This window comes from Paenibacillus sp. J5, assembly GCF_054955055.1.
The window spans coordinates 225146-243658 of sequence record NZ_JBUEDD010000011.1 but is presented as its reverse complement, the minus strand read 5'-3'; the positions used below and the strand labels follow the sequence as shown (position 1 = coordinate 243658).

19 protein-coding genes and 1 tRNA gene are annotated in these 18513 nt (G+C 51.8%); 12 read left to right on the top strand and 8 right to left on the bottom strand.

Going from position 1 to position 18513, the window contains the following annotated elements:
- Nucleotides 1-56: 56 nt before the first annotated feature.
- Both ACY1JZ_RS20290 and ACY1JZ_RS20285 read left to right on the top strand, forming a co-directional pair.
- A complete protein-coding gene (locus ACY1JZ_RS20290; protein WP_462630724.1) occupies nucleotides 57-3533 on the top strand; it encodes a stalk domain-containing protein in 3477 nt (1158 codons plus the stop codon).
- Nucleotides 3534-3947: 414 nt separating this feature from the next.
- Nucleotides 3948-5048, top strand: a complete 1101-nt coding sequence (locus ACY1JZ_RS20285) for a sigma-54-dependent transcriptional regulator (RefSeq protein ID WP_462630723.1) — start codon at nucleotides 3948-3950, stop codon at nucleotides 5046-5048.
- A 166-nt stretch (nucleotides 5049-5214) separates the two neighbouring features.
- On the opposite strand, the gene ACY1JZ_RS20280 is transcribed toward ACY1JZ_RS20285, so the two are convergent.
- The 3 genes from ACY1JZ_RS20280 to ACY1JZ_RS20270 all read right to left on the bottom strand — a co-directional run bounded on the left by ACY1JZ_RS20280 (nucleotide 5215) and on the right by ACY1JZ_RS20270 (nucleotide 6087).
- Complete coding sequence (locus ACY1JZ_RS20280) at nucleotides 5215-5346, bottom strand: hypothetical protein (RefSeq protein ID WP_462630722.1); 132 nt, start codon at nucleotides 5344-5346, stop codon at nucleotides 5215-5217.
- Nucleotides 5347-5370: 24 nt separating this feature from the next.
- Nucleotides 5371-5880, bottom strand: a complete 510-nt coding sequence (locus ACY1JZ_RS20275; protein WP_462630721.1) for a hypothetical protein — start codon at nucleotides 5878-5880, stop codon at nucleotides 5371-5373.
- A 130-nt stretch (nucleotides 5881-6010) separates the two neighbouring features.
- A tRNA-Arg gene (locus ACY1JZ_RS20270) sits at nucleotides 6011-6087 on the bottom strand.
- A 266-nt stretch (nucleotides 6088-6353) separates the two neighbouring features.
- Between ACY1JZ_RS20270 and ACY1JZ_RS20265 the strand changes: the two genes are divergently transcribed.
- Nucleotides 6354-6539, top strand: a complete 186-nt coding sequence (locus ACY1JZ_RS20265) for a Spo0E family sporulation regulatory protein-aspartic acid phosphatase (protein WP_462630720.1) — start codon at nucleotides 6354-6356, stop codon at nucleotides 6537-6539.
- 1 nt (nucleotide 6540) lies between these two features.
- Here ACY1JZ_RS20265 and tadA read toward each other — a convergent pair whose 3' ends face one another.
- The gene (tadA, locus tag ACY1JZ_RS20260; protein WP_270167157.1) at nucleotides 6541-7029 is read right to left on the bottom strand and encodes a tRNA adenosine(34) deaminase TadA; all 489 of its coding nucleotides are present in this window, start codon (nucleotides 7027-7029) and stop codon (nucleotides 6541-6543) included.
- A gap of 358 nt (nucleotides 7030-7387) precedes the next feature.
- On the opposite strand from tadA, the gene rluF reads away from it, so the two are divergent.
- The gene (rluF, locus tag ACY1JZ_RS20255) at nucleotides 7388-8089 is read left to right on the top strand and encodes a 23S rRNA pseudouridine(2604) synthase RluF (protein WP_270167158.1); all 702 of its coding nucleotides are present in this window, start codon (nucleotides 7388-7390) and stop codon (nucleotides 8087-8089) included.
- A 209-nt stretch (nucleotides 8090-8298) separates the two neighbouring features.
- On the opposite strand, the gene motB is transcribed toward rluF, so the two are convergent.
- Both motB and motA read right to left on the bottom strand, forming a co-directional pair.
- The gene (gene motB / locus ACY1JZ_RS20250; protein WP_270167159.1) at nucleotides 8299-9120 is read right to left on the bottom strand and encodes a flagellar motor protein MotB; all 822 of its coding nucleotides are present in this window, start codon (nucleotides 9118-9120) and stop codon (nucleotides 8299-8301) included.
- On the bottom strand, nucleotides 9113-9904 hold the full coding sequence (motA, locus tag ACY1JZ_RS20245; protein WP_270167161.1) for a flagellar motor stator protein MotA: 792 nt from the start codon (nucleotides 9902-9904) through the stop codon (nucleotides 9113-9115). The genes motB and motA overlap by 8 nt, the downstream gene beginning before the upstream one ends.
- 294 nt (nucleotides 9905-10198) lie before the next feature.
- Between motA and ACY1JZ_RS20240 the strand changes: the two genes are divergently transcribed.
- Together ACY1JZ_RS20240 and ACY1JZ_RS20235 are read left to right on the top strand one after the other, a co-directional pair.
- A complete protein-coding gene (locus ACY1JZ_RS20240) occupies nucleotides 10199-10492 on the top strand; it encodes a hypothetical protein (protein WP_270167162.1) in 294 nt (97 codons plus the stop codon).
- A gap of 209 nt (nucleotides 10493-10701) precedes the next feature.
- A complete protein-coding gene (locus ACY1JZ_RS20235; RefSeq protein WP_462630719.1) occupies nucleotides 10702-12006 on the top strand; it encodes an EAL domain-containing protein in 1305 nt (434 codons plus the stop codon).
- A 278-nt stretch (nucleotides 12007-12284) separates the two neighbouring features.
- On the opposite strand, the gene ACY1JZ_RS20230 is transcribed toward ACY1JZ_RS20235, so the two are convergent.
- Nucleotides 12285-12812 carry a GNAT family N-acetyltransferase gene (locus tag ACY1JZ_RS20230; RefSeq protein ID WP_462630718.1) on the bottom strand — a complete coding sequence of 176 codons (528 nt, stop codon included), beginning with the start codon at nucleotides 12810-12812 and terminating at the stop codon, nucleotides 12285-12287.
- A 129-nt stretch (nucleotides 12813-12941) separates the two neighbouring features.
- Here ACY1JZ_RS20230 and ACY1JZ_RS20225 point away from each other — a divergent pair, with 129 nt between their 5' ends.
- The 6 genes from ACY1JZ_RS20225 to ACY1JZ_RS20200 all read left to right on the top strand — a co-directional run bounded on the left by ACY1JZ_RS20225 (nucleotide 12942) and on the right by ACY1JZ_RS20200 (nucleotide 17522).
- On the top strand, nucleotides 12942-14156 hold the full coding sequence (locus tag ACY1JZ_RS20225) for an MFS transporter (protein ID WP_270167166.1): 1215 nt from the start codon (nucleotides 12942-12944) through the stop codon (nucleotides 14154-14156).
- A 145-nt stretch (nucleotides 14157-14301) separates the two neighbouring features.
- Nucleotides 14302-14739 carry an Hsp20/alpha crystallin family protein gene (locus ACY1JZ_RS20220; protein WP_462630717.1) on the top strand — a complete coding sequence of 146 codons (438 nt, stop codon included), beginning with the start codon at nucleotides 14302-14304 and terminating at the stop codon, nucleotides 14737-14739.
- Between the two features lie 10 nt (nucleotides 14740-14749).
- Nucleotides 14750-14872, top strand: coding sequence for a hypothetical protein (locus ACY1JZ_RS20215; RefSeq protein ID WP_462630716.1), 123 nt, complete (start codon nucleotides 14750-14752; stop codon nucleotides 14870-14872).
- Between the two features lie 38 nt (nucleotides 14873-14910).
- Nucleotides 14911-15753: a sulfurtransferase gene (locus ACY1JZ_RS20210; protein ID WP_462630715.1), complete on the top strand. Its 843-nt coding sequence runs from the start codon at nucleotides 14911-14913 to the stop codon at nucleotides 15751-15753.
- A 436-nt stretch (nucleotides 15754-16189) separates the two neighbouring features.
- A complete protein-coding gene (locus tag ACY1JZ_RS20205; protein WP_462630714.1) occupies nucleotides 16190-16981 on the top strand; it encodes an ankyrin repeat domain-containing protein in 792 nt (263 codons plus the stop codon).
- Between the two features lie 91 nt (nucleotides 16982-17072).
- Nucleotides 17073-17522 (top strand): hypothetical protein, encoded by a 450-nt coding sequence (locus tag ACY1JZ_RS20200; protein WP_462630713.1) that lies wholly within the window; start codon nucleotides 17073-17075, stop codon nucleotides 17520-17522.
- Nucleotides 17523-17579: 57 nt separating this feature from the next.
- On the opposite strand, the gene ACY1JZ_RS20195 is transcribed toward ACY1JZ_RS20200, so the two are convergent.
- Complete coding sequence (locus ACY1JZ_RS20195) at nucleotides 17580-18509, bottom strand: alpha/beta fold hydrolase (RefSeq protein WP_462630712.1); 930 nt, start codon at nucleotides 18507-18509, stop codon at nucleotides 17580-17582.
- Nucleotides 18510-18513: the final 4 nt, after the last annotated feature.

Genomic DNA, 18513 nt, shown 5'->3' with positions numbered 1-18513 from the left:
TAAGTAAATGGATAGTAGGCAACATGGAAATAAACTGAATTTTGGAGGCTGTTGAGATGAAAAGGATCGCATCCGCTTTACTTGGTGTATCGCTGTTATGGGCTGCAGTGCACCCGTCAGCACCGGTACATGCGGCTAGCTCACAGATTAAAATCTATATTGACGGTTCGGAGCTTCAGACTGATCAAGGGCCAGCGGTCATCAATTATCGGACATTGGTGCCATTGCGCGCGATCTTCGAGGCTCTGGATGCCAAGGTAACCTGGAACAGTAAAACGGAGACCATCGTAGCACAGAAGGGCGGCACGACCATCAAGCTGACATTGGGGTCGAAGGCCGCCACGATTAATAACACGACGGTCTATATGGATGTGCCTGCGCGCACATTGAATTACCGGACACTGGTGCCTGTTCGTTTCGTAAGTGAAGCACTCGGCGAGGATGTCCGCTGGGATGAAGCCGCACAGAGCGTGTATATTAAGACCTCATCCAAGGTCTATGCGCCGTCGTCTGTCTCTGCTTCCATCATCGGCCAGCAAGGCGATGGCCGGGATATTGAGGTGCGCTTCACCAAGTCGCAGCAGGAAGCCAATATTAATCATTACCGAGTCTATGTAGTGAAGTCATCCAATGCTTCCTCCTTCAACGTGAACCGGGCGCTCTCACTGTCGAGCAACATCTACACACAAGTATCCAAGGATGGTGGGGATAAACGTCTGACGCTCTCGGCAGATACGAGAGATACAGACGGCAGCTATATTACGAGCGGCCAGTCCTATGTGTTGTATGTGCTGGCAGTAAGCAATCTCAATAACCAATCCGCCTTGTCCTCGGCATCCTCGACAGTGGCGGTCGCGGCGAATGCTTCGCCTGCGGCAGCTAGCAATGTCAAAGTGGGCATCAATTCTAGCTACGGGGATGGCCGGGACATATCCGTTAGCTTTAATCGTGCGATAAATGAGACCTATGTATCCGGCTATCGTGTATTTGTCGTTAAATCGCAGAACGCAGGCAGCTTCAATGCAACAGTAGCAGCCAATGTATCCAGCTCCAACTACACGTCGCTGGGCAAGACGTCTACATCGGTGGTGAGCACTTCGCTGTCGTCCAGCTCGCGTGATACCTCGGGCGATCTCATCCGCGCAGGCGTGTCCTACCGCGTATATGTATACTCTGTCACCTCTAACACAGCCCAGCAGGCAGGCCAACTGTCTGCCGGATCGGACGTGTTCAGCATTGGCTCATCCAGCCTGGCGCCGACAGCTCCGGTGATTACAGGTGTGGACAATGCCTACAGCTACGGGGACAGCCGTGACCTGGTCGTCAAATTCAATCGCTCCAATGATGAATCCAAGGTGAGCGCCTACCGTGTGTTTGCGGTGCCAAGCAGCAAAGTCAGCAGCTTTACGCTCGCAACGGCCAATGGAGTGAGCAGCAACAATTATACGACGGTCAGCAAGACGGGCTATAACTTAAGTGTAGCGCTTGGCTCAGGCATGAGAGATATACAGGGCAATGTATTGAAACGCAACGAGTCGTACCGATTCTTCGTTATGGCAGTCGGCAATGCCAACACCAGCTTCTCGAATTCGTTGTCGTCGAGCTCGTCGCTGGTCACCCTGTCGGTGCTATCATCCGTACCGAGCGCAACAAGCGTAAGAGTTAGCGATGTAAGCGACTATGGGGACGGACGGGATCTATCGGTGAGCTTCACGAAGGCATCCAACGAATCCAATATTGCCCATTATCGTGTCATTGTTGTGAAGGCGCAGGACGCTAGCGGCTTTAATGTCGCTATGGCGAATAATGTCAACTCATCCAACTACACGTTAGTGAATAAGACGGGAGCGGGCACACTATCGACGATACTGCCGTCAGATGCCCGCGATACCTCAGGAGAATATATTCGTAGCGGCGTATCGTACCGCGTCTTCGTCTTGGCGGTGAGCGACAACGCATCTCGAGCATCGAACAGTCTGTCGTCCAGCTCTTCGGCGATTACTCTGAAGGAGAGCACAACCATTACAGCGCCTTCGGTCACCAAGGTGGAGGACATTAGTGACTATGGAGACGGTCGGGATATTCGGGTGGCGTTCAAACGCTCCTCGGATGAGTCCAAGGTGCAGTTCTATCGTATCTTCGTTCACAATCTGAGCCGCAGCTCGTCGACATTTAATTTGAATACAGCGAATAATGTCGCTTACGGCAATTATTATGAAGTGAGCAAATCCGGTTCCGATCAGACGCTGGTTCTGCCATCGAGCATGCGGGATACACAGGGTAATCTGATTACGACCGGGCAGCAGTACCGCATCTACGTACTGGCGATTGGCAATGATCGGGCTAATTATCAGAACGCGCTATCGTCCGCTTCTTCGACTCTTACTCTGACCAATAATATGGGCAGCAGCGCGGTCACGAATGTTAATGTGAGCGATGTGAGCGATAATGGAGATGGGCGTGATCTGCTCGTTAACTTCAACAAAGCGAGCGACGAATCGAGAATTAATCATTACCGGGTGCTCGTCGTCAAGGCCGCCAGCGCTGATCGCTTCAACCTGAACAGCGCGAATAATGTGTCCTACTCGGATTCGACTGTTGTAAGCAAGACGGGCAGCAACCTGAGTGTGACACTGGGAGCGGATGCGAGGGACGTAGACGGTTCCGCGATTCGTAATGGCGTCAGCTATAAAGTGTTCGTGCTGTCTGTGAATGACAGCTCACTGGCGGGCAGTAATGCCTTGTCGAATGCTTCGGCCGCCATCACATTAACGTCGAATTCGGTCTCCGCGGCGGTGAATGTATCGGCGTCCTCGGCGAACACCTATGGGGATACACGCGACCTGGAGGTTACGTATACGAAGCCGTCCAATGAGGCTAATATTGTGGAGTACAGAATTATGGTGGTACGCGCAGACCAGGCGAGTTCGTTCAATCTGGTGTCAGCCAACAGTGTCAGCTCCAGCAATTATACGATTGCCTCCAAGCAAGGCAATAGTCCCAAGACATCGCTTGCCACCACGGCTCGCGACGTGCAGGGCAATCTGATCACGCAGAAGACGCCATACCGGGTGTTTGTACTGGCAGTAGGGGACAGCCGTATTAGCGCCGGCAATGCACTATCATCCATGTCCAATGAGATCATACTGACAGAAATATCAGCGCCATCCGTATGGATCACCAATGTACAGGACGCTGGTAATGATGGCAACGGACCAAGCCTGAGTGTGAGCTTCAATCGCGCCAGCAATGAGAGCAATATTGCCTACTATGCTGTCATGGTAGTTCCTTCCTGGCGTTCTGACAGCTTCTCCTTGTCCCAGGCCAATGCCTTGTCTGCTTCCCGTTATACCCAGGTCAACAAGACGGGAGGCGACCCGAGCGTGCTGTTGCCTTCTTCCACCCTGGATGTGGACGGAAACGTGCTGCGCAGCGGTGTAGCCTACAAGGTGCTGGTGCTGTCTATTGCGGACGGACGCACAGTGACTGCGAATGCTTTATCCGCGCCTTCGACCGAGATTACACTCAATTAATCGTTTATCTTAATCTGACGGGTAACAGCCTTGCTGCTGAAGCCCGTCAGATTTTTTTGTGGAATTCAATTCACTGGTAAAACAAACCATTGAAATCAACCCATTTTGTCGGTATGATCGAATTAGAAACCAATTTCTTTCAAATTAAGTTCTTTTTCTCAGTTATTTGAGAATGTAAATCCTAATTTCTGGGTGACAAAAGGGTAGAAGAGTGACTAAAATATTGGATTCCCTCCCAATGCAAACGCTTTCTTTTGATTGTGACAATAGTGCCTCATTTACGTTCAATTAGATTACATAAGCGATCTATAATATCTGTCGTGCATCGTGTCATAACAACCGCCGCATGCAGCCCATATTCGCCAGGATGCAGCCTATCGTTCAACATGCGGTTGGCAAAAAGGGGGACGAAGCGTGTCAAGTCCAGGGGTATTGATAGTTAATGCCGAGCTGAAGCTGAGCCGGATGATTGCTGACGGCATCAAAGAGGAGGATTGTGTGGTCTATGAAGCCCATAATGGCCACTCTGCGCTACGTATGCTGCAATATCATTCCATTGATGTCATGCTACTCAATGATCACCTGCCAGATATGAGCGGTCTTGAGTTATTGGCGCAGGCTAAGGAGCATTCACCTAGAACCGTCGTATTCCTGCTAATCGAGCATGGTGATTCTGACCTGGCACGACAAGCCGTAAGGCTGGGAGCAACGAATTGCTTCCACAAGCCAGGAAACGTGAAGGTGGTGCTGCAGGCGATTCGGGATGCATTCCAACTGCTTGAGGAGAATCGGACGGGTATTATTTTTCGCAGTGAGGCCATGCATCAGGTATGGCATATGCTGGGTCAGGTGGCGGATACGCGGATGAGCGTGCTGTTGTATGGGGAGAGCGGGGTTGGCAAGAGTATGCTGGCCAGGTGGATTCATCGTAATAGTCGACGGAGACAGCATCCCTTCATATCGGCTAACTGTTCCGATTTGCCGGAGAGCCTGCTTGATCAGGAACTCTTCGGGCGTGCGGGCAAATTTGCGCTGGCCCACCTCGGGACGTTGTTCCTTGGGGATGTCTGTGAGCTGAGTCCGAAGCTTCAGGGAAAGCTGAACAATGTCCTCCAGGACGGACGAGTCTATCTTGAAGAGGAGCAACGATATATTGAGGCGGATGTAAGGGTGATAGCCACATCATGCCGGAGCCTGAAACCGATGGTGGGGACGAAGCAATTTGATATTCATCTCTACGAGCGGCTAAATCCGGTAGAGGTTCAGATCCCCCCGCTGAGGGAGCGGAGAGAGGATATTCAGCCACTGCTGCATGCACGTCTAGCGGAGCTGAATATACGTTACGGCAAGCCACTTACACTGTCAAGAGAACTGCTTCATATGCTCTGCGAGATGCCATGGCATGGCAACATCCGAGAGCTGTACACGATGATTGAACGAATCTATCTGCTTAATATCGAGTCCCCCTCTGGCACATGGCAGCTTCCGGATTGGCTTACCGTCCAGCAGAAGTAGCCAGACAAGAGCGGCTGTTATCCCACGGATACCAGTCTATCCTCAAGATGGAACACAGATCGGAGATACGGCGGCTGCTAGTGAGAAGGTCTTCTCATAGACATGGAGCGTCCATAGTCAATCGCATCAGGCTCGAGGACTATGGACGCTCCGCATGATCATCGGATTACAAGAAGAAAGACAATGCAATGAGCAGTACAGTCGTAATGACAGTAAACACAGTGATTGGCTTCAGCTCGCGCAGTACGCGCGCTTGCATTGCATCGTCGGATTCAGTCCGGCTACGTACCTCGGTCATTTGCTTCCCCTCCTTACGCTGTGATTATACGGGGGAGAAGCAGGAGCCCACGAAGGTGGACCTGAACTTGTTGGGTCGCAATAGCAGCCGCAATAACAGCTTGTAGATGTCTTGATGAAGCGGAAGCCGTAACCGAATATAACGCAAGCCAAATACCAACGCGAGCATCAAGCGTGCCAGCATATTGTCTGCTTGCGCTGGCTGGTGCATAATGTATAGGAAGCGCACTGCATGATGTTGGGCGACAGTGACCAGCTTCGACTGGTCATGGATAAGAGCGGGCCCCTCTTGTATGAGCTGCGTATGCGGCACTTGAACGGAATGCAGCAGTAAAGACACAAGGAGCAATGTCATGACAAGCGAATAGAAGGGCAGTCTACGCCGACTGAAGGTCTCCTCAGAAGGGCTCAAAGGCGTCGCAGGCTGTCGGGCATCGTCGAATCGGTCAGTTCTGTCAGCACTAAAACCAACAGCCGTATGACGGGTAATGGACGTATAGAGGCGCAGCATAGGAATGAATGAATCTTTCAGCATCGGCTCACCTTCGCTTTCTCCGCCAGCTTGGGCATCCCTGCACGAACTTTATCTCCTAAAAATAAAACCCCCTTCAACAATTAAAGGAGGTTGCGTAGCCAATGCGTAGGCATGAACATAAGTTTAAGGATGGCGCGCCCGATACGATTCGAACGTACGACCTGCAGTTTAGGAAACTGTCGCTCTATCCTGCTGAGCTACGGGCGCGTACCACTAATTAGTATAGCAAACATAGCGGACGAGATGCAACAGCGACGATATAAAAATCTCTTTACTGTCAGGCTCATTGCAAAGACATGAGCGTAAAAGCTCATTTTTTAGTAGAAAAAAGAGAAAAATCAATCGAAAAATGTCGATAAATAAGAGAAATAAGGGGTAATTTGTCGACATAAATTTACAAAAATTTTTCATAATAAAGGATATAATAGAAAGATTAAAAGTAACAGTAAGAGGGCGACCGTATGGGGGCTACCATGGATAAATTAGGACTCTATCTTGAGCTTCAGAAGCTCCGCCGCAAGCTGCATGAGATTGCTGAAGCACGAGGCAGCCTGACGGATCCGGAAGTGATTGCCATCAGCGAGGCTGCTGACAAGCTGATATTGGCGATCCAGCGGATTCAGAAGAACGAGCAGAGCGTCAGACACCATAATGAATAGACTAGCTAAGAGGCGATGGCTTCTTGTGGCGAAGCCGCCTGAAGAATTGAGTGAGCATTGCGCTGCATTCCTCCTGCAGGACCCCGCTTACTACCTCTGCCTCGTGGTTAAACCGCGGCTCCTGCAGCAAATTCATTAATGTCCCTGCACACCCTGCCTTCGGGTCAGGAGTACCATATACGACACGACCAATTCGTGATTGTACGATCGCACCCGCACACATCGGGCACGGCTCCAAGGTGACGTACAGCGTGCAATCTAGCAGTCGCCAGGCTTGAAGCTGCTGGCTGGCCTGTACGATGGCAACCATCTCGGCATGGGAGGCCGGATTGCAGGTCGTCTCCCTCAAATTATGGCCTCGACCGATAATTTCCCCGTTTTTCACAATAACAGCCCCGATGGGCACTTCCCGAATCGCTTCTGCTTTATACGCCTCTGCTATCGCTTCCTTCATCCATTTGATGTCCTCTGTTTCCGTGGAATGGCTCATGCTCAACAACTCCTTGCGATGTAATAATTGATCCCAGCCTATCCTTAATGAAGTATCCCGAACACACATTCTTGTTAACAGCATGTGTATAAATCTGTGTATAACCCAAATATAAGCTTAGTTATTATTCACATACCAACATGAATTTTGTGTATAAGTAGAATAACATGTGGATAAGTTCGCTAAATAGTTTGTTTTTTCTGAAATTCAAGGCGAAATAGATGTTTTTCGCCGAATTATGGTATGATTCCATTATTGGCCTGCATTCATTCTACTACGGAACAGGGATGCAAAGATAGCATCTGGCGTTCAACAGGCTAGGCTTGTATGAGGATGCGAGTTAAAGGAGTTATGATCCATGAGAATCAACAAGTTTATTAGCGAGACTGGCTTCTGCTCCAGACGCGAGGCGGATAAGCTGGTAGAGGGTGGGCGTGTCACGATTAACGGTGTAACAGCCGAGCTGGGTAGCCAGGCGGAGCATGGTGATGATGTCCGGGTAGATGGAACGCGCATCGGCGCCCATAAGCAGCATGTATATATCGCATTGAATAAGCCTGTCGGGATTGTGAGCACGACAGAGATGCATGTAAAAGAAAATATCGTCGATTTTGTGAAGCACCAGGAGCGTATCTTCCCGATCGGCCGTCTGGACAAGGACTCAGAGGGTCTTATTCTGCTCACGAATGACGGTGATATTGTGAACAGAATCCTGCGAGCCGAGGGCAAGCATGACAAGGAATATATCGTGACGGTAGACAAGCCGGTCACCCCCTCATTTGTGAAGGGGATGAGCGAAGGGGTGCGCGTGCTTGGAAGCATGACACTTCCATGCCAAGTGACACGTATCGGGGAGCGGACTTTCCGCATCATACTGAATGAAGGCCGCAATCGCCAGATCAGGCGGATGTGCTCTGCCTTTGGCTACCAGGTGCGGAGGCTGAAGCGTGTACGAATTATGAACATTGAGTTAGGTACGCTGCCTTCGGGCAAATGGCGCGATCTGACAGCAGAGGAGCGGGATCAGCTCTTCGAGACGCTTAATTATAGTCCCCAGTAGGCATACGCCTGACATGGTACACGAATAGGCCCCCCGGTTATCGTACCGGGGGGCCTATTCGCTAATGAGGTTCATCCGACCGCCGTCATGCAGCATTGCACTTCGCGTATGGAAGCTTCGCAAGAGGATAGAAATGAGCTGCTCGAATCGGTCGTAACGTGGCGAACCGGCTGGATCAGCACAGCGCCGCTGCCAGGCATATTCCGCTTCTAGGGCTGTACCGTAATTTCCTCTGTGTTTTCCAGATCGACATAATTTCTCATAATGGACACCTCAACCCGCCGATTTTTGGCGCGTCCTTGAACGGTATCATTCGTATCCACCGGCTGATACTCGCCGTAGGCAATAGCGCTGAAGCGCTGGCGGTCAAGTCCGGGATTGGATAGAACGATATTCATAAACTGGAGAGCGCGCTTGGAGCTCAGCTCCCAGTTCGACTCAAATTCTGCATTAGAGATCGGTTGATTATCCGTATGCCCGGCAACAATAATATTATAGTCCGGGTACTGCTGCAGCATATTGCCGATGGACACGGCAAGCTTCCGCGACTCTGGCTTCACCGTAGCGCTGCCGGAGGAGAACAGCGCATTATCGCTGATCGTAATCATCAGTTGCGCTTGATTCAGCTTGGTCTCGAGCTCGGAGGACAGGCCGTTGCCTTCAATATACTGATCAAGCTGCTTTTTGAGCTTCTCCAGATCCTCCTGCTCCTTCTTCACTAGCTGCTCCCGGGTCATATTCTGCTCTTGTTGCTGTTGTTGCTGGCCTTCCTTCATGTTCCGTGTCTTGTTCATGTCGGTCATCTGCTGTCCGTTGGAGATGACTGCATTGTTCTGCAGCACGCCATTGCCGGAGCTAAATGCGATGTTGAACGCCTGGCTCATATCCTGCAGCTTCTTCGCATCGACGGAGCTGGAGGCGTATAGTACGATGAACAACGCAACCAGCAAGGTCATTAAGTCAGAATAAGGCAAGAGCCAGGATTCGTCGGCATGCTCCTCATGATCGTCATGCTTGCGTTTTTTACTCACCGGCTGCACCTTCCCTCTCAACGAGCTTTTGCCGCTCAGTAGGGGTCAGGTAGACAGATAGCTTCTGATTGATCGCGATCGTCGATACACCGGACTGAATAGAGAGCAGCCCTTCTACCATCATCAAGCGAATCTCCATCTCGCGCTTAGACATACGCTTGAGCTTGTTGGCGATTGGATGCCAGAGCACGTATCCGGTGAAGATACCAAGCAGTGTCGCGACGAATGCTGCTGCAATCGCCATCGCCAGCTTGTTCATATCCGACATATCGCCCAGCGCGGCGATCAGGCCGATAACGGCACCGAGCACCCCGAGGGTCGGAGCGTACATGCCCGCCTGGGTAAAGATGAGTGCACCTGCCTTATGGCGTTCCTCGGTGGCTGATATATCTTCAAGCAGTACATCGCGAACGAAGTCCTGATCATTACCATCAATAATCATGCGCATTCCGCTCTTGAGGAACGGATCGGTGATCTCCTCTACCTTGGTCTCAAGCGCCAGCAGGCCTTCACGGCGAGTGATGGACGCCCAGTCCATGAACAAGCGGATCAATTCTTGCCGGGAGATGAGCTGAGGGCTGGTAAAGGTCAGCTTCAGCAGCTTCGGAAATTTGGCGATCTCCGCCATCGGGAAGGCCATGAAGAGCGACGCAGCGGTTCCCACAAAGATAATAACGAATGCGGCCGGATTCACCAGGCTGGAGAGCGGCGCATGCTTCAGCACCATGCCGAGCAGTACAGCAGTCAGACCAAGTATGATACCAATAATCGTAGATTTTTCCATGTGACACCCCGTCTAAATATTGAATTATAGCTCAAGCGACTTGTAGTAGAAAATCTTTTATATTTATATATCGACAAAACTTGCGATTACATTAGAGCAAAAGTCGGTCGAAATGCGTCTAAAATCGAAAAACTGGCGTATTTTCAGCGAATTTTGCGGTATATATTATTTTGAAGGAGTCCTGGCACTCCCCTGCTGTTCAAGCATATATGGGCTTACAGACGGTTGGAGCGGGTGTATACAGGCGTAGAATAGTATAATGGTGTATATAACGAAGAGAAAGAGGGATGACATGTGGGTGTGAAGCATGCGCGCGAGTATAAGGAAATATTGAGTGATCTGACCGAGGCGCTAGGGGCGATCAGCAATAGCTATGAGTTCTTCGAGATGACGGGCGAGGAATGGGAGGCGCTTGCAGAACGGGAGCGAGGCGAGGTCATCGAGGCGTTGGCGGACGATGTGTTCTATGGGCTCGGGGTAGAGCCTGAGATTGCGGTTGGAGAGGGCATGGTGACGTATCATTCGAAGTTCCATGTTATTGAGGTGGCTGTTGACGGGAAGGAAGTGAGAATTGTTCGGCTGATCTGACAATGGCGCCTCGCGCTTCCAGGCGGTGGTTGTTTAGCGTTGTGAGCCGCCACGGCTCGCCGCGACAGCGTGGCAGACCTTCATGCTTTCAGTGAGATGAAAAAGCTTTACATTCCGCAAGTGCTCCCTTAAAATCGAAGAAGAATGGAAATGTCACCTTTTCTTACACCATTCTTATAACAACTGAGAGGTTCTAAGGGAGAGCGCTGATGGATAAATACTCTGCTGCATGTCCGATACCCAAGACTCCAGAGGATACAGAGGTAATGGCGTTCTTTCAGCCTGTACTGGCAATGGATACCCGGCAGATCATGGGGTATGAAGTGCTGGGCAGGCGTCAGACCGACAGTGGCTACGAGTCGCTTGGCCCGTTCTTCACGGATGCGCGTGTGCCGCTGGAGGAGCAACTGCGTATCGATCGGCTGGTGCGCGAGCAAGCGCTTGCGGCATTGGCAGGCTGCGCGGATCAGACACGTCTGTTCATTAATCTCAAGCCATCATGGATGTACCGTTCATACCAGGAGACAGGAGAGCTGCTTACCTTGCAGTTGCTCAAGAAATATAAGATTGACCCCTCCCGAATCATCGTGGAGGTAACGGAGGAAGCATTCCGCGGTTCTATGGAATCGCTGCGTGCTGTGATCGATGTATACCGTCAGCATGGGTGCCAGATTGCAATCGATGACATCGGGACCGGCTTCAGCAGTGCGGATCGAATCGCGCAGCTTGGTCCCAGCTTATTGAAGGTGGACATCCACATGATGAAGCAGAGCGCCAGCCACCGGGGCTACTTCGGCGTGCTGCGCTCCTTCTCGACGCTGGCGGAGCAGATCGGTGCTTCTCTGCTCATCGAAGGCGTCGAGACGCGAGCTGATCTGCAGCGTGCCATTGAGATCGGCGCCCGCCATGTGCAGGGCTACCTGTTCTCGCAGGCAGAGCCAGTCTTCCAAGCGGCGGATGCGTATCTGCCGCTAGTGGAGCAGGAGCTGGAGGCACATCGAGTGAGGCGGATCGATGAGGAGCGTCAATGGCGAGCACTGGCAGACGAGCAATCGGCGTTGCTGGCGGAGACAGGACGCAAGCTGGAGGATGCTATCTTGCCAGAGCAGGTGGACAGCGGTATTGCGTCCATATTGCACCTGCTTCATGAGCGGTGCATTCGTGTGTATGTATGTGAGGAGAATGGTCGGCAATTGTCCTCCAACCATGTCAGGCTGTACCCAAGCGAGGGTGGTCATGACCTGTCGCCGTCCGAGAGCGCAGGTGACTCTGCGGCCAGATGCCCTGCTCAACCAGGGGGCTGGGAGATGCAGACGGAATACCGCGGATCGAACTGGAGCTGGCGGCCATACTTCGTGTCCAATCTCTTGAGCATGGAGGATTGCAGCGGCAGCCGCATCTCCCGCACCTACACCGACCTGGAGACGCAGCAGCGTATTCGCACCTTGTCCATCCGCGCCCCACGCAATCGGGTGCTGTTCCTTGATCTCGTTGACCCGCTGGACTGGGTCTAGAACGTTACACAGCCTGGGAGCATCAGCCTTGCCTGCGAGGCCAGAAGGTGCGACACACGATTATGGGCGCTGATGCACGATGACGCCGAGATAGATCCATCTTCTACAGCCCCGGAAGAGTGAGGGAGCTCTTGCAGGGGGAGTGGACATATTCTAGCCGGGAGGGAAGCCCAGGCTAGTTTTTTTATATCTGCGCGCGGCGAAGCTTTGCCTGTCAAGGGAGGGACGACGAACAGAGGAACCCGAGGAGCATAGACGTCCCTCCGCCTGCCCGCATATTAGTCGGTCTTGGCATCTTCGAGCACCATGCAGTATACGTGCTGCCATTGCGAGCCGATCTTGAGAGGGTAGCTGTCCGAGATGACGAAGCCGGCCCGTTGGTAGGTCTTGATGGCGCGAGCATTCCATTGCGGCACCTCCAGGTCGATATGTTGCCCCGGCGCACGGCGGCGCGCCTCCTGAATCAGCCGTTGCATTAACTCCGCCCCCATACCCTGGCCACATAGGTCGGGGCGCAGCCCGATGCCCAGCCGCATCGTCCCCACCAGTGGGAACAGTTGGACGAAGCCGCATAGCTGACCAGAGCGGTCGATGATGGATAGGTATTGGGCTGATCGGGTTACGGAGTCGCCCAGATCAACCTCCGCCGCTTCAAGCTGCTGCCAGGAGGTGCGATTGAAGATGTCATAGGGCGGAGGGTAGCGCCAGTTACATATAGCCTGCGCATGAGCCTGTGTCAGCGGCGCGAACTCCAGCTCCCCCACTGAAGGCGGCCGTCCCCGATTGCTTGCATGCTGCTCGTCCATTCTGATGTTCCTCCTGTGTCGTGTGGCCTGCGTGTAAAATCATTATAGCAAAATCGGGCCGACATGATATGATAAGCAGTGGTGGCCTTGTTCTGATACTACAATTGTTCACGCATAAAGGAGCTAGAGATGAAAAAGTTGATATGGATGAGCAGCTTATCCTATCTTGTTATCGGGATGGCGCATGTCGTGGCTGGAGCGATTCTGGAGCCGTTGCTCGCGCAGTATGGGCTGGATTATCAATCCGGCGGGCAATTTATTATGAACCAGTTCCTTGGATTTCTAGGCGGGGTGCTATTGACGCCGTGGCTGTCCTCGAAGCTTGGTCGGCGCAATACGCTGCTGCTGGCGTTAGGCAGCTTGACCGTCGCGGAAGGGCTGTACAGCCTGTTCCTGCCGTGGGGCTGGATGCTTGCGATTGCGCCGGTGGCGGGCTTTGGCTTCGGGATGACCGAAGCGATTATTGGAGCGATGATTATAGAGTACGTCGAGGAGAAAAAAGCGTCCGCCATGACGTTCATCGAGACGTTCTTTGGCGTGGGGGCGCTAATGATGCCGATCATCGCCGCCCTGTTGATCAAGAACGGGGTCTGGGAGCTGAGCTTCCCCATTGTCGCGGCTGTCTCGGGGGTTGCCTTTCTGTTATGGGCGTTCATGTCCTTCGGCCATGTCGATCAACTGATGGCGCGCAGGCCGCAAGCGGATTCCAGTATAGCACAGCCTGTGATTCGGCAGCGTTATCCACGCTGGGCCCTGCCGATTCTCGTGCTGGGAGTGCTGTATTTTGCCTTATACGTGGGTATGGAGATGAGCTTCTCCAACTATCTTCCTTCTATTATGATCGAGCGGCTCGGCTTGAATGAAGCGGAGGCGGCGTCCACGATCAGTATGTTCTGGGGGTTGATGGTCGTCGGTCGTCTGCTTGCTGGACGAGTGGCGGAATGGAGCGGGTACGGCCGGTTTCTGCTGATCATGACGGGCGCCGGCATGCTGTCGCTGATCGTACTGAGCTTCGTCAGCCAGGCGGGCTGGAGCCTGTTCGTCATCGGTCTGAGTGGTCTGGTATGGGCAGGGGTATTTGCAATCGGACTGGTGTACATCAATCAACTGCTGCCTGGCTACACCGAACGGACGACGAGTCTGCTCGTCGCCGCCGGAGGGCTCGGGGGCGCGCTGTTCCCGAAGCTGACGGGCTGGCTGATGGACACCTATAATGCAAGCTGGACGATGGCGATGCTGTCTGGATTGACCCTTGTGATGCTGGTGATTATGATCGTTCTGCTCCTGGTGGAACGGGTTCGGATTCGTCAGATAAGGTCAGAAAGTCAAATAAGGTCAAATTAAGCGAGTGAGGCAGCTATTTCAGCTTCATGGGGTTAAATGAGCTAAAATCGCGTTTTTCGGTGGAGGATCGGCTTTGAGGGCTTTGGTGACTGCAGTATATAATAAGAACTGTGAACACCACCAATCCACAAAGGAGCTGATTTTGATGTTTGATCTGATTCCATTCCGCAAACGCCAGGAGGATATGCTCGGACACATGATGAAGTCCTTCCACGATCTGGTGGAGGATCATTGGGCCGCTCCATTCACGGGCTCGGGCACCTTCCGCACGGACATTCGTGAGGAGAAGGATCGCTATCTGATCGAGGCGGAGCTGCCGGGCATCGCCAGGGAGGATATTAGCGTCGAAGTGGAGCAGCAATATGTGACGATCCGCGCCAAGCGCAATGAGTATACAGAGCAAAAGGACGATGCGAATCGTGTGCTACGCCAGGAGCGCCGCTCTGGCGAGTTCGCCCGCCGCTTCTACGTCGGGCAGATCGACGAGGACGGCATCAAGGCCAAGCTGGAGCAGGGTGTGCTGAGACTGGAGCTGCCGAAGCGTCTGGATACTGAGCACCGTAAGCAGATTCGCATTGACTAAGCAGGGCAGTTTGAACAAGGTACAGTCAGGCACCGTGCGCCATGGGATGGCGTGCGGTGCCTTTTTGATGATTGAGGCGAAGGATATGACGATTCGCTTCCTGCTTTATCATACGAAGGGTTATCCGGTATAATAGGACGCAGGTATGGATACAGGAAGGCGGATGAAGAAATGAACAATATCGTATCGTTAAAATGGCTGCTCGCCCGCATGTACGAGCCGGATGTCGTCATCGTTGATTGCCGATTTGTGATGGGCACGCCGGACGCGGGCCGCGAGCTGTATGAGGCTTCGCATATACCCGGAGCCGTCTACCTCGATCTGGAAAAGGATTTGTCAGCTCCGCTCGACGAAGAGGGGCATGGCGGTCGTCATCCGCTGCCGGATATTTTCGATCTTACGGTCGCGTTGAGCCGCGTCGGCATTAGTAACGAATCCCGCGTCGTTGCCTACGACGACCAAGGCGGGGCTATGGCTTCGAGACTGTGGTGGCTAATGAAATATCTGGGCCACGAGCAGGTATTCGTGCTGGATGAAGGCTTCACGGCATGGACGAATGCGGGCTTCCCGGTAACGTCCGAGCAGAAGGTACTCATTCCTGCGAAGTTCTTCGCAACGGTACAGCATACGATGCTGGTGGAGATGGACGAGGTGAAGGAGCTGCTCGGCAACGAGCGCGTCACGCTGATTGATTCCCGCGAGGCTCCACGTTATCGCGGCGAGGTCGAGCCGCTGGACAAAGTGGCCGGCCATATACCGGGCGCGATCAACCGCTTCTGGAAGGACGGCATCACAGAGTCCGGTGCATGGAAGGATGCCGCCGCGCAAGCTGATCGGTTCGCCGATCTGGATCGCGAACGCGAGCTGATCGTCTATTGCGGCTCCGGCGTCACCGCAACACCGAACGTTATCGCGCTGAAGGAAGCGGGATTTACGAAGGTGCGGCTGTATGCCGGGAGCTGGAGCGATTGGATCTCGTACAAGAATAATCCGATTGCGAGGGGAGAAGAGTAAGGACGGAGAGGCCGCGTTGGACGCGGGTTTGGGGGCTGTGACAGGTTGCCGGTGGGCGGGCTGTTGCGGCCCTCTTTGGGCTGTACTGTCAACAGCTTGCAAACAAGAAGTCGAGGAAAGTGGTTGCAGGAAGCCTGGAGCCAGCCACAGTCCGGCGGTCGGAACAGGTGGTTGTCGAATGTTCGTGACCCTTGCTTCCGTCCATCCACAACCCTCGTGACGAGTTCTTACGTGCGGAGCAAGAGTCCAGCCGCGATTTAGAAAGCATTGATAATCCAAAACTCCAACCATTTACGAACGAGCAGGACATTATTATCATTCCACGAATACATCAAGTACGGCGAATTTACGAAGTTCAAATTTATGTCAGTAATTAAACTACCACGTGAGCCATGAGGGATAGAGATAGGACTGATTATATATTGGGAGGTTGGATATGGACTTTATTTACGAAGATGAAACGCTGGCAGTAACCATTGTCAAAGCGATCCACACTGGCGATATTCCATCTTTGAAGCGACTGCTCGTCGAGAATCCAGGGTTGGCAAGGGCAAGAATTATCGGAAGAGACAATAGTAACGAAGGCGACAGCTATAGGATGTCTCGAACACTGTTGCATGTGGTGACTGACTGGCCCGGTCACTTTCCCAACGGATCGGCTACCGTGGGAGTGTTAGTCGAGTTCGGTGCGGAGGTGAACGCTCGTTTCACGGGTTCGAACACCGAGACACCGCTGCATTGGGCTGCGAGTTCCGATGACATTGAAGTTCTTGACGCGCTTCTTGATGCTGGCGCCGACATCGAAGCGCCAGGTGCAGTGATTGCCGGTGGCACGCCACTGGACGATGCAGTAGCATTTGCACAATGGCATGCAGCCCGTAGATTGGTTGAACGCGGAGCGACGATTGCACTCTGGCATGCGGCTGCGCTTGGACAGATGGACGTAATAAAAGCTTATTTCGCTGGGAACACGCTTTCTGAGAGATATCCTTGGGGAGCAAATAGCGCTTCTCCTCCGAACAAGGTTACCGTTGCCTTCTGGTGCGCTTGCCACGGAGGTCAGTTGCAGTCTGCAGCATACCTCCTCGAACAAGGTGCCGAACTGAACTGGATATCCGTCTGGGATGGATTAACTCCACTGGATGCAGCGCATCGTAGTTCTGCTACCGATCTTGTTCATTGGCTGCAGAGTCAAGGCGCCAAATCTGCCGGCGAATTGTTGACTTGACAGCTCTCAAAGAGCACGTAGGAAATCTTCCCCCGTTTTGTTAAGCGTCTATGATGAAGCTATGAGGAGCAATCTAAAATGAAAAGACGGAATGCTATATGCTCTGCTCGCCGGTATTGTGATTATAGCTGTTGTTGCAGGAGTGCAGTTACTAAATGGTCAAAAGAACACTATTGATATTACTATCATGGAAGGTCAAGATCATTTGGATCAGAACGTGACACAGTGGATCGAATCAACAACATCCAACAAGGGCATCCATCTATTCTATGTTCTACAGGAAGATGGAACGTACAACTATTGGCTCTATTTCAACAAGAACAGCGGCGAGAACCTTTATTACAAAACCAGAATGAACGTGTCAGAGGAAACAGGGAAGCTAAAAATATGGATTGCCGAAGACAATGCGAGTAATGATAGTGAGGTGAAGGATCACATCATCGCAAAATTTGGGCTTCAGAAGAAACCGGATGAGATTGACGTGTATTACAATGGTGCCCCCCATCAATTTGATGTGGTAGCGGGTTCGGGTTCTAGTTAGCTGCTGATGTCCCTTAGCAGCACAGCGTGCCCGGAGCGGGCACGCTGTATTAACGAATCAGTCCAAAAAAGATGCAGTGAGCTCGGCCAATTGCTTTGAGTGGGTATGGTGTAGATAGTGTTCGCCCTCTATGATGTGGATAGCTGATTTTTGACTATTTTGAATCATGTCTTGATGAATCTTCAACCAGTTATCGTTAGTATCTGTGCTTTCAGTAGCCAAAAAATATAAAACGGGCAGGTTCTTAGGATACTGTAGATCAATAGTTTTATTAAAATTATCTACCATGGATTCGCCTTCATTCATCGTTGCTTCCGAACCTATATTTTTAAGGGATAAATATCTATACTGCTCGCCAAGTTTATCTCCAACTTCTGGAATTTTTAACATGTCTACGTTCATATTGGAGAGTAATCGATATAGTCCCAACTTACTTAACAATTGAATGGCTTCCGAATTATGTTCATCAGCGCCTCCTTGGGAGGGAAGGCTGCTATCGATGCCTATGAAGGCTTCAACTTCATGAGGGTATTTATTAATATAGGCCAGAGAATATACCCCCGAGATGGAATGCCCCATAATTGTGTACTTGTTAATCCCTTGATGAGCCAGGAGCTCATGTAGTTCCTCATTTAAATTTTCAACAGATCTTTCCTTGTCCGTATCATCGCTTAAACCATACCCGAAGGGTTCTACTGCAATCACTCGATATTTTTTCTCTAATTCATTAATCAGTAGCTTGAAATCAATGATGGGCGAAGCCGTCATATAACCAGGTAATAGAACGATTGTCTTTTCGCCTTTGCCTGAGATCTGGAACCTCATGTTTTTTCCATCGATCACAGCGGTTTGACCGTAAGATACGATCTTCTTGCCTTCACGATTCAATTGAATTTTATTGTTAATAAAAACTCCTGAAAAAAACAGTGCAATAATGAGTAGCATAGATAGCGAAACGATCCCAAAAATTTTCAAGGGTTTCTTCATACGT